Origin of the sequence: Gangjinia marincola (genome assembly GCF_039523415.1) — a bacterium.
Classification (GTDB): domain Bacteria; phylum Bacteroidota; class Bacteroidia; order Flavobacteriales; family Flavobacteriaceae; genus Gangjinia; species Gangjinia marincola.
In genome coordinates, this window is the sequence record NZ_BAAAFG010000001.1 from 174826 (window position 1) to 188756 (window position 13931).

Here is a 13931-nt window from a genome sequence, read left to right on the forward strand (position 1 = left end):
GTTTTTCATAATTCTAAATTACGGTATAAATTTAGATATCCAAATCGAAGGTTTTGCGTAATTCATCCACTAATGGATTCTTCTCTACCAACTTGTCGTATTTTTCTCGTGGGGTAAAGGCATATTTTGTGGCTACTTCTTCATTAACGTGAATATGTAATGATAAAGAAGTGTTTTGAAGCTTTTGCCGAATATATTGCATCAAATCTCCTTGAGATTTTTCAAGTTCCAGCCTCATCGTATGATTGGGTAGTGCTAAATGTACTTCGGTAGTGTTTTTTAAGATAGGTGTATCAGTTTCTAAAATAGATGCCAAAATCTTCTCTCCTTTACGTTTGGTAAGGTCTACAAATTCTCTCCATGAAGAGAGTAGTTGTTCTTCGGTAAAGGTTTCATTGAGCTGAACATCAATTTTTTGATTGGCTTTTTTTGCTGCTTCTAATTGCTTTTTTTGCTGAATGCTCTTTAGGGATAAGCCAGAAAGGGGTTTCTTTACGCCCACATTGAGTTTCATCGGAGTAGCTTGAGTGGTTTTTACATCATTAGCTAAAGCTGAAGCTATTTCTAAAGGTTTAGATGACACAACAGTTTCTGTAGCTCCTTGAATGGATACTTTATGTTCCGGTTCGTGCTTACCTTCTTCTTCTAATTGAGTTTGACTATTTCTTTTTGGAAGATTGACTTTAATGCCTTTGACTAAAAACTGTTTAGAGGGTATTATGAAAGGGATGTCATTTTTTTTTTCTCCGTCAAAAGTGACAGAGGCAAGTTTCATTAAACAAAGCTCAATAAGTAGCCGCTGATTCTTACTGGATTTATACGATAAATCGCATTGATTTGCTAAATCCAACAGGGTAAGTAGCGTAACCCTCGTAGCATTTTTTGCCTGCTCCAGATACCTTAGCTTAGTTTGTTCACCAACTTCTAATAATGGGATAGTTTGTTCATCTTGACAGACTAATAGATCTCTAAAATGCGATCCAAGCCCTGTAATGTAGTGATGAGCATCAAACCCTTTCGCTAGAATTTCATTAAAATGTACTAATAATCCCGGGATATCGTTGTTAAGAATTAAATCTGTGGTCGTAAAAAAGACATCATAATCGAGTACGTTCAAATTTTCGGCAACCGCAACTCTGGTTAAAGTTTTTCCGCTAAAACTAACCACCCGATCGTAAATAGAGAGGGCATCGCGCATAGCTCCATCTGCTTTTTGAGCGATAATATGCAGTGCATCATCTTCGGCTTCGACACCTTCTTTTTGCGAAATCTCTTTTAAATATTCTTTAATATCGGTTACCGTAATACGCTTAAAATCAAAAATTTGACAGCGTGACAATATGGTAGGAATTATTTTGTGTTTCTCGGTCGTTGCAAGAATAAAGATAGCATGTTTTGGTGGTTCTTCCAGAGTTTTTAGAAACGCATTAAATGCGCTTGAAGAAAGCATATGCACTTCATCAATAATATATACTTTATAATCACCAACTTGTGGTGGAATCCTTACTTGATCGGTAAGGGCTCTGATATCATCAACAGAATTATTGGAAGCGGCATCTAACTCAAAAATATTAAAGGCAAAATCTTCATCAGGATTGTTATGCGTTTCCAGATTGATTTTTTTCGCAAGAATACGGGCGCATGTCGTTTTACCAACACCACGCGGTCCCGTGAATAACAGGGCTTGCGCTAGATGGTTGTTGTCTATAGCATTAAGTAATGTATTCGTAATAGCTTGTTGTCCCACCACATCTTTAAATGTTTGCGGGCGATACTTACGTGCAGAAACGACAAAATGCTCCATGAATACAAATTTAAAAAAGACCTTAGAATCCTCTAATTCAAGGATACTATTTTATGCCTAGTTATCAACAAAGCGCATTAAAAATTATAGTAATTTTGTGCAGCAGGTTATCTTATCGCTGTGTGCTTAATTTTTTTAGTACAGAGAGGAAAGTCCGGACACCATAGTGCAATGTAGCGGGTAACGCCCGTCATCTGCCAGTTGGCGGATAGGACCAGTGCAACAGAAAGAATGTACAGTTAGGCTGTAGTGAAATCAGGTAAACTCTACATGGTGCAACGCCAAGTATATTAGCAGTTAAGAGTTGCACGCTCAATGCTAAAGGGTAGGCGGTTAGATGTGATTAGCAATAATTACACCAGATAAATGATAAGAGCTTGAATGTAAATTTGAGTTACAGAATCCGGCTTATTGACCTGCAAACTTATCAACCCGGCGCATTCTATGTGACCGGGTTTTTATTCTAAAAGTTTATTTGCCCAGCTCAAAGCGTTATTTAGCTGTAGAAATACTTCAAACGGGCGTTTATAAAAATGTTTTTCAAATAATGCTGCATTATATTTGGATTTTGTATCACATACGACTGCATAACCAATCATATTTTGTAGCTCTTCATATTGTACGTAAAATGTAGGATTAACAGAATAGGAGTTCTTACGGTTGGATATGTATACGAACTTATTATCCCCAAAAACATTTTTAAATGTAGCGTGAAAAATGTCCAGATGTTCCTTTTTGAATTCAGTTCCCTCTGCTATAATTGAAACAATGACATTATCATAAATTTCAAACTGAGCAAAACCCAAATCAAGCGTTTTCGTTGATTGCATTCTAATAAACTAGAGCTCTTCCTATTATTAGTAAAAGCATTATTGTATTCAATATTACGTGTATTTACGCAGGTTTGCAAGCAAGTTAGGCCAAATTATTAATTCAATTTAATTTGGTGTAATCGCACTCGCTTGTTCAAAAAAAGAGAACGTAGAACTGCCATACGTACGTGAAGATTCAAAGTTTTGATTTTCAGATAAAACCATATGCTTTGAGTGTTCAATAACTAAAATACCGCCTTCCTTTAAAAGATTATACTCAAATACCAAATCGATAATTTTTTGGAAATCGGCTTGCGAAAGGTCATAAGGAGGATCAGCAAAAATAAGGTCGTGGGATGTTCTAATTTGGGTTAAAAATTTGAACACGTCCGCTTTAATCGTCTTTATATCTAAGCTTAGTGCTTTACTGTTTTGCTGAATAAAACGTATGCAATGTACATTTTGATCTACAGCGGTAAGCTGTAAAGTACCCCTTGAGGCAAATTCATAGGCAATATTACCTGTGCCCGAAAATAAATCAAGTACAGAAACCTCTTCTAGGTCATACAGATTTCCCACTATATTAAATAAGGCTTCTTTTGCCATATCTGTCGTAGGACGAACAGGAAGCTTCTTTGGAGCAATTAATCGTCTTCCTTTATGCTTTCCAGAAATGATTCTCATATAGTTAAAGAGATAATAAAAGGAGTGCACTTGCGTCAGTCTCTTTTTTGTCTATTGAAGCGGTCTGTTGAACTATTTTAGAAACGTCAAGAAAAGAAATATGCTTAATGTATTTGTAGAGCAGATTATAGGTAGTACTTTCTTTTGAAATATTTCCAAATAAAATTGTTTCCACCAGATTTGTATCAAATTTTAATTGTTCAAAACAAAACAATACGTAATATATGAAATCTTCAGGCGTGTGATACGAGAATGTATTGCACAATAAAAGATTTTGATCTTTGAAAAATAATACATCTACATTGGTTGACATAACATGTAGGTAGAGGTAAGGTTGCTCTGTCTTCCGCGAAAGCGAACTTAAGTTATCAATTAATATGGACGTACTATGTCTATACTCAAAACTACCGAACCGTTCGAAAATATAATTATTTATATTGGTTAATGGTATAAAAACAGTATGTGCATTAATTGACGCTAGTTGGTCATGCACGATAAAATCTGTTTTCAAGATCTTGATGCTGTACTTAAGGTAATCTGCGACATGATTTTCGTCAAATACTTCATGAGGAACAATTGCATAAAGATCATTTGCATATACAATGTTTACTTTGTCATAACTATATTTCTCAATCGAATATTTCTCAAAAAAAAAGTTGATTTGATCAAGTAATTCAATGGGATTTTTTTGAGCCTTAAAAGAGGTATGTTCAAGCTGAGTAACCTCTTTTTTTTCTTTATCAAGCGTACAAAAAGAAAGTCCATTCTGGTGAACCAAAATGGACAATTCTATTTGTGTTGTATATTTATTACTGGTCGTTGTCACCGTAAGATTTAGGCCAGTTTCCGGCTGTTTTTATTTCTTCCATAGATCCTACTTTGATGTACTTTCCATTTACACCATCTACAGAGACTACGTCATTCTCCTGTAGGACCAAATCTCTATCCTGATCATCTAAAATGACCGCTTTTGCAACCCGGGCTTCAAATACAGGGATCTTAGACTCGTTCTTTTCAATAAACCCTGCCTGCAATTCAAACTTCTTATCTGTATTAGGAACATTCATCATTGTTTTATAAGAATCACTAGTCCCAAAAAGTGAATCTTTCACAGACTTATATCCCAAGGTATCAATTTTTACGATTTCTTTAGTGATATCAACACCAAGTAATTTTGTTTGTTCCTCATCAACCACAACAGTATCCTTGCGCTGTAGTAAAGTAAACTCAGCAGTATCAATAAAACGAACTAAACTATTAAAATCTCCTGCAAACTTTCCGGTAACCTGTCGGTAAGCCAATTCTGATTTTCTTATATCATTTAGCTTTTCAATAACTGCGGCATATCGTTTCTCTTTAACCTTATTAAATTTGATAGGCTCATAGATAGAATTAAAGATAAGATAGGCTAGAGCTCCAATAATTATCCAAAGAACAAGTTGAACGGCTATTTTCATGTTAGTTTGCTTAAAACAATTGATTATACGCAAATCTACAATTTTTTTTTAATCGTAAAAGTTTACACCAATAAATTTGAGGGTGGTATCTTTAGCCATATTCTTGTAAAAATTTACCCTTGACTGTTTCTGATTTCTACAAAGCTTTAAAAGAAAAATTTCCGTTTGAGCCCACCACTTCTCAAGATATTACTCTTCAAAAGCTGGCCGCTTTTGTGCTTGACGATGCAGCCGAAGAGATTTTTTTACTCAAAGGATATGCAGGTACCGGAAAAACAACCTTGATTGGAACGTTGGTAAATAGTTTGTGGAAAGCAAAGAAAAAATTTAGCCTTACAGCTCCAACGGGAAGAGCCGCTAAGGTGATAACTAACTACTCAAATCAAGAAGCTTCAACCATTCATAGAAAGATCTATTTACCCAAAAATGAAAGGGGAACCGGAGTTACTTTTTCATTGAAGCAGAACAAACAGCGGGATACTATTTTTTTAGTTGATGAAGCCTCTATGATTTCAGATGTAGGCGGAGACAGCAAGCTATTTGAAAATGGTTCCTTATTAGACGATCTTGTGCAATACGTCTACAGTGGTAAAGGCTGCAAACTCATTTTAATAGGTGACACCGCGCAATTGCCGCCTGTAAAAATGCAGTTGAGCCCAGCATTGGATGAAAAACTTCTTAGACTTCAATATCATAAAGAGATAGTTCACGTAGAATTAAATGAGGTGGTGCGCCAAAGCTTGCAAAGTGATATTTTGAGAAATGCGACCAGAATTAGAGAATACATTGAAGATGAATTATACGATGCATTTCATTTTTCCTTAACCGGAAAAAAGGATCTGGAACGATTAAGCACGGGGCAGGATATTATGGATGCTATTGAAGATGCCTATCGAACCGAAGGTCACGAAGAGACCACATTCATCGTGCGTTCTAACAAACGGGCCAATCAATACAATGTTCAAATACGATCCAGAATATTATTCAAAGAAGAAGAGGTCGCTGTAGGTGATTATTTGATGGTGGTGAAAAATAATTATTTTTGGGTTAAGCCAACCTCAGACGCAGGTTTTATTGCTAATGGTGACCTTATTGAAATCTTGCAAATCTATTCATTTAAAGAACTTTACGGATTTAGGTTCGCAAAGGTGAGTGTTAGGATGGTGGATTATCCCAAGATGGCGTCATTTGATACAACTATACTTTTGGATACACTCACCTCCAATTCGCCATCCTTAACCTATGAGGAGTCAAATGCGTTATACCTAGAGGTCCAAAAAGACTACGCTGATGAGAAGTCTAACTACAAAAAATACATGGGCGTTAAAAAAAGCCCTTATTTCAATGCACTGCAAGTTAAGTTTAGCTATGCTGTTACCTGTCATAAATCGCAGGGAGGGCAGTGGAGTAAGGTGTTTGTAGAGCAGCCCTATCTACCTAATGGGATGGACAAAGATTATCTTCGCTGGTTATACACAGCAATCACCAGAGCCAAGGATAAACTCTATCTCATTGGTTTTAAAGACGACATGTTTGAAGAAGTTTAAGTTTAACTTTTTTTTAATAGTAGGGTAAAAAACAGTATTTTTGAAATTGAACTCAAAAAGCCATTCACTTGACTGACCAAAAGCTGAACGTGATCGCGATGATCCCTGCGCGATATGCGGCTACTCGATTTCCGGGCAAACTCATGCAGGATTTAGGAGGTAAAACCGTCATCTTACGAACGTATGAAGCTACTATTGCCACACAATTATTTGATGAAGTCTACGTAGTAACCGATAGCGACATCATCTTTACTGAAATCACAAATGCCGGTGGTAAAGCCATCATGAGTGAGAAGGAGCATGACTGCGGAAGCGATCGAATAGCAGAAGCTGTTGAGGGTATGGATGTAGATATCGTCGTAAATGTTCAGGGAGATGAGCCTTTTACAGATAAAGAAAGTCTAGAAAAAGTACTTTCGGTATTCTACGCCGAAGATGCCGAAAGGATCGATCTGGCATCTCTTATGACACCCATTACAAACTTTGAAGAGATCACTAATGCCAACACGGTAAAAGTGATTACAGATAGAGACGATTTTGCCTTATATTTTTCTAGGTCTCCCATTCCGTACCCGCGTGATCAAAAAACAGATGCCACCTATTTTAAACATAAAGGAATTTACGCCTTTAGGAAAGAAGCCTTAATGGATTTTTATCGCTTACCTATGAGAAGCATTGAAGCTTCAGAAAAAATAGAGTGTATTCGCTACCTGGAGTATGGTAAAAATATCAAGATGGTCGTTTCTAATGTAGAAGGAGTCGAGATTGATACTCCTGATGATCTGGCTGAAGCTAATGCGATACTACTTAATAAAAAGCCTTCAGGTACCGTAGATGAAGATCCCACGGTTTCAGAATATGATAAGCAGGAAAAATACAAAAACTTCCCAATGGTTCCTCGCGTTGTTTATGGTAAAGGATCCTTCAATCAACTTTCAGAAATTGTTGAACAAAAGCGTATTACAGGGGCAGCATTTATCTACCTGATAGATGATGTGTTTGAAAACAGTACAGATCTTACTTGCAGAATAAAACTAAAGGGGAATGACGAAATTATTTTTGTTTCTGCTAAAGAAGAACCAAAGACAAGCCAGGTGGATGAGATTGTCCAACGACTTAAATCGTCCTACACCTTAATGCCTGGAGGGATTATTGGCATAGGAGGCGGAACCATTTTAGACCTTACCAAGGCCGTGTCCATCATGCTGAAGAATCCCGGTAAAGCCGAAGACTATCAAGGATGGGATTTAGTTAAAATACCATCAGTATACCACGTTGGAATTCCAACGATATCAGGTACTGGATCAGAAATTTCACGAACTACAGTATTGACCGGCCCAACCAGAAAGCTTGGGATTAATTCAGATTTTACTCCCTTTGATCAGGTGATCCTGGATCCAGATTTAACCCAAGGTGTGCCTAAGCATCAGTGGTTTTATACGGCTATGGATTGTTATATCCACTGCATTGAATCCTTAAACGGCCATTTTCTCAATGCATTTAGTCAAAGCTATGGTGAAAAAGCCCTGGAGTTGTGTCATGAGGTATTTTTAAATAATCTGTCTGACTCTAAAAAGCGCGAAATGCTTATGATGGCCTCTTGGCATGGTGGAATGAGTATTGCCTATTCACAAGTGGGTATTGCTCACGCAATGAGTTATGGATTATCTTATGTGTTAGGCACCAAACATGGGATTGGGAATTGTATCGTATTTGATCATTTAGAAGAATACTATCCTACAGGGGTTAAACTCTTTAAAGAAATGAAAGAGAAGCACAACATTGTTTTACCCCAGGGATTATGCAAAGGCTTATCAGATAAAGATATTAATACTATGATCCAGGTAGCCATGAGTTTAGATCCGCTTTGGGAAAATGCCTTAGGAAAAAACTGGCGGAATCAAATTAATGCAGAGGTCTTGGAGCGGATGTATCGGAAGATGTGATCACTCCATATTCTCTCGATCAGGCAACGTATGTTTCTGTAAAATTCGCTTCCCTTATTTTTTGACGTCAGGATTCTTTTTAATCGCATATAATAATTCGCCTGCTCTTTTTCCTGCTTGATCGGCGTCCAGGATAGGAGCGGGGTAGTTTACTCTCAGTGTAATGTTGTGCATCTTTTATTCAATTGGCATCATGAGCCAAGGTTCATGGATAAATCCTTTCGAAATTTCTCGTACATCCGGGACCATTCTTTGATAAAGATGCCTTCTGGGTCTACTTCTTAGCTGTTTTTCACCGGACTGTAACTTCGAATGGTATTAATTCCGGTGGTCCCTGCTTTTTATAATTAAGGATCAAATGAGAGAAGATTAAAAAATAAAGCAATAGCGAAGGTTGCCCGTTTGCTATTGCTTTATGGATGGGTTCATGATTCTGTAGCCGTAAGTCGCGCTTAAGCCACACTCATCAAGGAGAGATTATTCTTGATTGTAAAAATAATTTGTCTCGGTAATTTTACCATTTTCTACTTTATAGAGGCAAAGCTCATCCATTTTTTGGCGTCCCTTGTCTTTAAAGGTTGCATCCATTTTCATATTAACCGAAAAATACCCATCAGAAACCATTGGGTCACTGATGTGACCATCGTGATATTCTTCAATACTATTTTGTCATTCTTCGTATTCTTTAATAATGCTGTCCCTACCCTGAGTTTCATTATTCGGAACCCAGCTGGCTTCTTTGCTTACGGCGTTTTCATGATACAGTTCATTGTAGCATTTTTTGTAATCACCCTCTCGGCACCACTGTACTAACTTGTCGGCAACTTGTTTTGTGTTCATATTGGTTGATTTTAAAGTTTATCTAAAAATACAAAAAAGCGATCAGATCGAGTTACAAAACCGTTAATTGCTTACCGCCTCTTTGTAGGTAGATAGACAACGTTCTCTGGCTTCTTTGTGATCTACCATCTTATCCGGATAATCATCAGTATCGTACTCTTCTACCCATTCTTTGATGTATTCACGGTCTTTGTCAAACTTGTCTATTTGGGTAGTGGGATTAAAAATCCTGAAATAAGGCGCTGCATCCACACCGCTCCCGGCTGCCCACTGCCAATTCCCCACATTACTGGACTGCTCGTAGTCCAAGAGTTTCTCGGCAAAATAAGCTTCACCCCAGCGCCAGTCGATGAGTAGGTGCTTGCATAAAAAACTGGCGACCAACATACGCACCCGATTGTGCATGTAGCCCGTTTGGTTTAATTGTCGCATTCCGGCATCTACCAAGGGATATCCTGTTTTTCCTTCTTTCCACTTCTCAAACTCTGCTTCATTATTACGCCATTCAATACGATCATACTTCGATTTAAACGCATTATCAACTGTTTTGGGATAATGATACAGGATCTGCATAAAGAATTCACGCCAGATGAGTTCGCTCCAAAAAACCTCATTCTTTTCGGCAATAGCCTTTTTAACCATTTTTCGAACGCTTACCGTTCCGAATCGTAAATGTGGGCCCAAACGCGACGTACCATAATCTTTGGCAGGGAAGTTTCGGGTATCTTCGTAGTTCTGGATTAGGGTAGGAGTGACTTTATATTTAGGTACTTCAATAGCAGATTTGGTAAACCCCATATCGCTCAGGGTAAGATTGGGTAACCTAGAGTTTAGATACAGATTATCCATGTACTGGCTAGTATAATGAATGGAAAGTTTATCTTCGTCAAAATGCTCTTTCCACTTATTTTTGTAGGGCGTATACACTACGTAGGGATAGCCATCTCCCTTTATAATCTCATCTTTTTCAAAGATCACCTGATCTTTAAAGGTGGTGAAAGTGATGTTTTCTTCGGAAAAATATTCAGCTAATTGCGTATCTCGCTCTTTGGCATAAGGCTCATAATCACGATTGGTAAAGACATTTTTGATGTCGTAGTCCTGCCGAAGCTCTTTAAAAATATCTACTGGCTTACCGTAATACATGGCTAGAGAACTCCCGTGTTCTGCCTGAAGCTCCCCGCGCATGGATTGTAGCGTTTCAAAAATAAAGCTTACCCTGGCGTCATCTTTCGGAAGTTCATCTAAGATATTTTTATCAAAAATAAATATCGGTAGCACCGGATAATCACTTTTGAGGGCTTCAAGAAAGCCTATATTATCGTCTAACCTAAGATCGCGCCTAAACCAAAATACCGAAACTTCTTTACTCATCTTAACTTACGTTTAACGAGGACATTCCGCCATCTACCCCAAATACCTGTCCTGTGATCCAAGAGCTTTGGTCACTCAATAAAAAAGAAGCAATGTTAGCAATATCATTGGCTTCACCAACACGTTTTAACGGATGGCGCTCATCCATTTTTTCTTTTTTGCGCTCATTACCTAAAAGCTTGTCAGCTAACGGAGTGTTCGTTAGAGAAGGGGCAATCACATTGACCCTGAAGCTGGGCGCATACTCTGCTGCCAGTGCCTTAGCAAAACCTTCAATTGCTCCCTTTGCAGCGGCTACACTGGTATGAAATGGCATCCCCACTTTTACAGCGACTGTACTAAAAAACACCAAACTCGCCTGGTCAGAATTTTTTAAATGGCCTAATACGGCCTTTACTGTTTTAACCATGCTAAAAAAATTGAGCTGCATATCTTGTTCTATGGTTTCCAGGCTCATCATTTTAAACGGCTTTAAGTTGATTGTGCCAGGACAGTAGACAAATCCATCAATACGATCTGGCAGCTGACTTACGTCCAGTTCGTCCTTTTCGACATCATATTCAATATGATTTACATCAAGGTTGCCCAAGTTTTCTTTGCTTCTTGAGGCAATGTATACATTATGCTGTTCGTGCAGGTCTAGGGCGATTTCAAAACCAATTCCATAGCTACCGCCAATAAGGAGTATATTCTTTTTCATTGTTTGATACGTTTAATTTAAAATATCGTGTTTCGTGATTGCCTCAGGTTGGTACTCACCGAATAGGCTTGTGAGCTGTTCTTTTCTGTAGGCAAATATCTTTTCTAATTTTGGCTTTACCACGAGTGGATGAGCTAGTTGCCCTAAAAACCCCAGTGGTACAGCATAGTCGATCACATCTTGCATGAGCGTACCCCCATCAATTTCAGTGATAAAGTGTTGATGATTCCATAAGGCATACGGACCTTTGACCTGTTCATCTGTAAAAGACACCAATGGATCAACTTGAGTTATTTTAGAAACCCAGGTCGTATTGAAACCGGGCAAAGGTTTCACCTTGTAGGTAAGCAACTGACCTTCATGCAGGGCTTTATCATTTCCAGAAACGATGGTCATCGCCATATCTGGCGGAGTCAATTTTTGAAGGTTAGCAGGGTCGGTAAGAAACTCCCATGCTGTTTTAAGCGAAATTGGGACGCGTTGTTGTTTGTTTAAGCGGTATATTTTCATGTAAAATTAAATCTAGCAGAAAAGTAACGCTAAGCTTGTTTAATGAAAAATTACAAGCGTTAAACAAAAGGTAAATTTAAATCGGAATTCTAATTCCGTTTAAATACGGGTAGGAACCGAAAACCGTTGATTAAACTGCCTGGTGAAGAACACAAAATAGTTATAGAGCTTGTAGTTTACCTCATACCCATAATCTATGCTGGGATCATAGTCAATCTGCATCATATATAGGTTAGGATTCCAGCGCTGCGGATTAAGAACGCGCTGATTGTATTCTGTTACTAAAAAACGATTACGATTTTCTAGAAATTGTTGGGAGTAATATCCTTCTGGTCTGGCAATAGAATTAAGAAAAAGATTAAAACCGGGTTCAATGATGATAATTTCGTATTCTAAACTATCGTTTGCAATGCGAACCGTATCATTTTCAATATCGGCCTGAGAAGGAGTAGTAGTGCCATTAGATTTAGGCGTCGCACACGCATAAATGCCCAGTGCGATGAGTAGAATTACAAGAATGTTCTTTACCATAACTTGAAGATACAAAAGGTTGCCCTGAATTATATTTACTTTAAGATAAATGTCACAATTAACATCGTACTTATATATGGTTAGTTGCGTGTTTCAGCAACTAACTTAGCAAATATTTACCGACCAATAAAGTACGCGAGTCCCGACATTTCGGGATTTGTAAGTAGGCAAGAACCCAGCAATAAATTACAACGGTGTTGTAAGTAGTAGTTTTTTTTAGTTAATAATTTCGAATCGTTTGTCTTCAAGTTTTCAAAATCACCTGATTTGAGTGAGAGTTTCGCAATTCAGGATTTCCTAAAATTTTTAAATTCCGAGTTTAAGTGAATTCACACGTTTGAGTAAATTATTTAAAAATTAAACGAGATCTTTCATATTAGTTTTGATTCGATTAGAAATCAAATCAAGCTCATCTTGTAAATCGCCAGTATCAAATAAGACAAGCGTATCGTATTTCAATTCAATTTCGGTTTCATTGTTCTTAAAAGCAATAGACATTTCCTTTGGGAACTTTTCTCCAGCGGTTGAAAATTCTGTACCTGCTTTTCTCATTACTACACTTTGGCCGTCTTCAGTGTGAATAAAGTAACCATAACGAATAAAAAAAGTAATACATTTTTCCTTGTTTAATAATTCTTTGAATGTGGCTTTTTTCCTTTCATAGTATATTTTTGTTTGTTTTGACGTTTGTTTTTATTCGTTTTGAGCGCGTTCCGCTATTAGGTACAACAGCATAAAAAAAACACAAGCGTTGTACGTATTGAGACACTAAAACTATGACTGGCGATTAGTTTCGCTACAAATGTGGATAAGTGTCAGTAAGAGTACTTCAGCTATGCCCAGCATGTACCTGTCGCTGTTAGCTTGAAACTAAAATCTCTCTTAAAAAAAAACGTTTCTAAGGTTATCCTTCGACAAGCTCAGGATGACATCAAGTTACTATTAGTGTTTTATTTTCTGAGTGTAAATCAGAGTCTTTGGCTATGTTCAAGATAGACTCGTGGATAACGGCTTTTAAGTAAATAATTTTGAAATCCACTAATGTTTCTACAGGTGTTTGGATAATGTAGGTATTATTTTCCGCCTAGCATTCCACCCAACATTCCGCCGAGTCCGCCGCTTTTCTTTTTGCTTCCGCCTAATAACATTCCGGCGACATCGTCAATTACACTGCCGTCACCATCTGCATCCAGAATAGATTCGAGTAGAGAAGAGTTTCCGGTTTGTGGATTGCTTCCGCCTAAAAAATTCTCTAAAACGCCTGTTATTGCATTAGGATTGTTTACACCGGCTTCTCTGGTTTGTTTCCCCAGCATACCCATTAAAATAGGAGCAGCAACTTTAAGAATTTGTGACACTGTAGATGAATCTACACCAGCTTGTTGTCCAATAGCATTTTCCATAACGGGTCGCTTAGGGCCTAAAATATGTCCCAGAATATTATCGCCGTCTTTTTGCACGTCATCATCTACACCACCGGCAAATAAACCGCCTAAATTGTTTAGAATACTACCATCGTGTTTGTTAGAAAGCGCATTCATCAATCCTTGTGCGCCTTGCGGGCTAGAGGCATTGCGTTTCATCGCGCCTAAAAGCACGGGCATTGCCATATTGAGTACATTGTTGGTTTTATCTGTGGGCTGACCAGTTTGGGCGCTAACGCCGCTGATTACTTGCTTCCCCAAGTCGCTATTTAGTAAATCTAAAATTGAAGACATTGTTGTAT

The 13931-nt window shown here is 37.8% G+C and carries 15 protein-coding genes, 1 other RNA gene and 1 pseudogene; 4 read left to right on the forward strand and 13 right to left on the reverse strand.

Features of this window, described 5'->3' with window-relative positions:
- Nucleotides 1-31 precede the first annotated feature (31 nt).
- Nucleotides 32-1804, reverse strand: coding sequence for a DNA polymerase III subunit gamma/tau (locus ABD000_RS00825; protein ID WP_343762582.1), 1773 nt, complete (start codon nt 1802-1804; stop codon nt 32-34).
- Between the two features lie 99 nt (nt 1805-1903).
- On the opposite strand from ABD000_RS00825, the gene rnpB reads away from it, so the two are divergent.
- Nucleotides 1904-2231, forward strand: an RNA gene (gene rnpB / locus ABD000_RS00830) — RNase P RNA component class A.
- Nucleotides 2232-2262: 31 nt separating this feature from the next.
- Here the strand turns inward: rnpB and ABD000_RS00835 are convergent.
- The 4 genes from ABD000_RS00835 to ABD000_RS00850 all read right to left on the reverse strand — a co-directional run bounded on the left by ABD000_RS00835 (nt 2263) and on the right by ABD000_RS00850 (nt 4757).
- Complete coding sequence (locus ABD000_RS00835; RefSeq protein ID WP_343762585.1) at nt 2263-2634, reverse strand: hypothetical protein; 372 nt, start codon at nt 2632-2634, stop codon at nt 2263-2265.
- 108 nt (nt 2635-2742) lie between these two features.
- The gene (rsmD, locus tag ABD000_RS00840) at nt 2743-3300 is read right to left on the reverse strand and encodes a 16S rRNA (guanine(966)-N(2))-methyltransferase RsmD (RefSeq protein WP_343762587.1); all 558 of its coding nucleotides are present in this window, start codon (nt 3298-3300) and stop codon (nt 2743-2745) included.
- Nucleotides 3301-3304: 4 nt separating this feature from the next.
- Nucleotides 3305-4126 (reverse strand): DUF3822 family protein, encoded by an 822-nt coding sequence (locus tag ABD000_RS00845; protein WP_343762591.1) that lies wholly within the window; start codon nt 4124-4126, stop codon nt 3305-3307.
- Nucleotides 4110-4757, reverse strand: a complete 648-nt coding sequence (locus ABD000_RS00850; RefSeq protein WP_343762594.1) for a hypothetical protein — start codon at nt 4755-4757, stop codon at nt 4110-4112. Before ABD000_RS00850 ends, ABD000_RS00845 begins: the two co-directional genes overlap by 17 nt.
- A gap of 119 nt (nt 4758-4876) precedes the next feature.
- Here ABD000_RS00850 and ABD000_RS00855 point away from each other — a divergent pair, with 119 nt between their 5' ends.
- From ABD000_RS00855 to ABD000_RS00865, 3 genes and pseudogenes are all read left to right on the forward strand, one after another.
- Nucleotides 4877-6304, forward strand: coding sequence for an ATP-dependent DNA helicase (locus ABD000_RS00855; RefSeq protein WP_343762596.1), 1428 nt, complete (start codon nt 4877-4879; stop codon nt 6302-6304).
- Between the two features lie 98 nt (nt 6305-6402).
- A pseudogene (kdsB, locus tag ABD000_RS00860) lies at nt 6403-7107 on the forward strand (3-deoxy-manno-octulosonate cytidylyltransferase); the annotation flags it as partial.
- Between the two features lie 87 nt (nt 7108-7194).
- Entirely contained in the window at nt 7195-8250 is a 1056-nt protein-coding gene (locus ABD000_RS00865) for an iron-containing alcohol dehydrogenase family protein (protein ID WP_425545337.1), read from the forward strand.
- 477 nt (nt 8251-8727) lie between these two features.
- On the opposite strand, the gene ABD000_RS14020 is transcribed toward ABD000_RS00865, so the two are convergent.
- The 8 genes from ABD000_RS14020 to ABD000_RS00900 form a co-directional block, all read right to left on the reverse strand.
- A complete protein-coding gene (locus tag ABD000_RS14020; RefSeq protein ID WP_425545338.1) occupies nt 8728-8910 on the reverse strand; it encodes a SnoaL-like domain-containing protein in 183 nt (60 codons plus the stop codon).
- Nucleotides 8911-8919: 9 nt separating this feature from the next.
- A complete protein-coding gene (locus ABD000_RS00870; RefSeq protein WP_343762598.1) occupies nt 8920-9090 on the reverse strand; it encodes a hypothetical protein in 171 nt (56 codons plus the stop codon).
- Nucleotides 9091-9153: 63 nt separating this feature from the next.
- Entirely contained in the window at nt 9154-10464 is a 1311-nt protein-coding gene (locus ABD000_RS00875; protein ID WP_343762600.1) for a cryptochrome/photolyase family protein, read from the reverse strand.
- 1 nt (nt 10465) lies between these two features.
- Entirely contained in the window at nt 10466-11164 is a 699-nt protein-coding gene (locus ABD000_RS00880; RefSeq protein ID WP_343762602.1) for an SDR family NAD(P)-dependent oxidoreductase, read from the reverse strand.
- 12 nt (nt 11165-11176) lie between these two features.
- A complete protein-coding gene (locus ABD000_RS00885) occupies nt 11177-11674 on the reverse strand; it encodes an SRPBCC family protein (RefSeq protein WP_343762604.1) in 498 nt (165 codons plus the stop codon).
- 99 nt (nt 11675-11773) lie between these two features.
- On the reverse strand, nt 11774-12205 hold the full coding sequence (locus tag ABD000_RS00890; RefSeq protein WP_343762607.1) for a DUF6146 family protein: 432 nt from the start codon (nt 12203-12205) through the stop codon (nt 11774-11776).
- A 357-nt stretch (nt 12206-12562) separates the two neighbouring features.
- Nucleotides 12563-12757: a hypothetical protein gene (locus ABD000_RS00895; protein WP_343762609.1), complete on the reverse strand. Its 195-nt coding sequence runs from the start codon at nt 12755-12757 to the stop codon at nt 12563-12565.
- 521 nt (nt 12758-13278) lie between these two features.
- Complete coding sequence (locus ABD000_RS00900) at nt 13279-13923, reverse strand: DUF937 domain-containing protein (RefSeq protein WP_343762611.1); 645 nt, start codon at nt 13921-13923, stop codon at nt 13279-13281.
- Nucleotides 13924-13931: the final 8 nt, after the last annotated feature.

What these genes read in the sequence shown, in the direction of transcription:
- ABD000_RS00885 (WP_343762604.1), bottom strand. Translation starts at nt 11,674, where the DNA reads ATGAAAATATACCGCTTAAACAAACAACAACGCGTCCCAATTTCGCTT.
- ABD000_RS00870 (WP_343762598.1), bottom strand. Translation starts at nt 9,090, where the DNA reads ATGAACACAAAACAAGTTGCCGACAAGTTAGTACAGTGGTGCCGAGAG.
- ABD000_RS00900 (WP_343762611.1), bottom strand. Translation starts at nt 13,923, where the DNA reads ATGTCTTCAATTTTAGATTTACTAAATAGCGACTTGGGGAAGCAAGTA.
- ABD000_RS00890 (WP_343762607.1), bottom strand. Translation starts at nt 12,205, where the DNA reads ATGGTAAAGAACATTCTTGTAATTCTACTCATCGCACTGGGCATTTAT.
- ABD000_RS00880 (WP_343762602.1), bottom strand. Translation starts at nt 11,164, where the DNA reads ATGAAAAAGAATATACTCCTTATTGGCGGTAGCTATGGAATTGGTTTT.
- ABD000_RS00825 (WP_343762582.1), bottom strand. Translation starts at nt 1,804, where the DNA reads ATGGAGCATTTTGTCGTTTCTGCACGTAAGTATCGCCCGCAAACATTT.
- ABD000_RS00835 (WP_343762585.1), bottom strand. Translation starts at nt 2,634, where the DNA reads ATGCAATCAACGAAAACGCTTGATTTGGGTTTTGCTCAGTTTGAAATT.
- ABD000_RS00865 (WP_425545337.1), top strand. Translation starts at nt 7,195, where the DNA reads ATGGTTCCTCGCGTTGTTTATGGTAAAGGATCCTTCAATCAACTTTCA.
- ABD000_RS00895 (WP_343762609.1), bottom strand. Translation starts at nt 12,757, where the DNA reads ATGAGAAAAGCAGGTACAGAATTTTCAACCGCTGGAGAAAAGTTCCCA.
- ABD000_RS00850 (WP_343762594.1), bottom strand. Translation starts at nt 4,757, where the DNA reads ATGAAAATAGCCGTTCAACTTGTTCTTTGGATAATTATTGGAGCTCTA.
- rsmD (WP_343762587.1), bottom strand. Translation starts at nt 3,300, where the DNA reads ATGAGAATCATTTCTGGAAAGCATAAAGGAAGACGATTAATTGCTCCA.
- ABD000_RS00875 (WP_343762600.1), bottom strand. Translation starts at nt 10,464, where the DNA reads ATGAGTAAAGAAGTTTCGGTATTTTGGTTTAGGCGCGATCTTAGGTTA.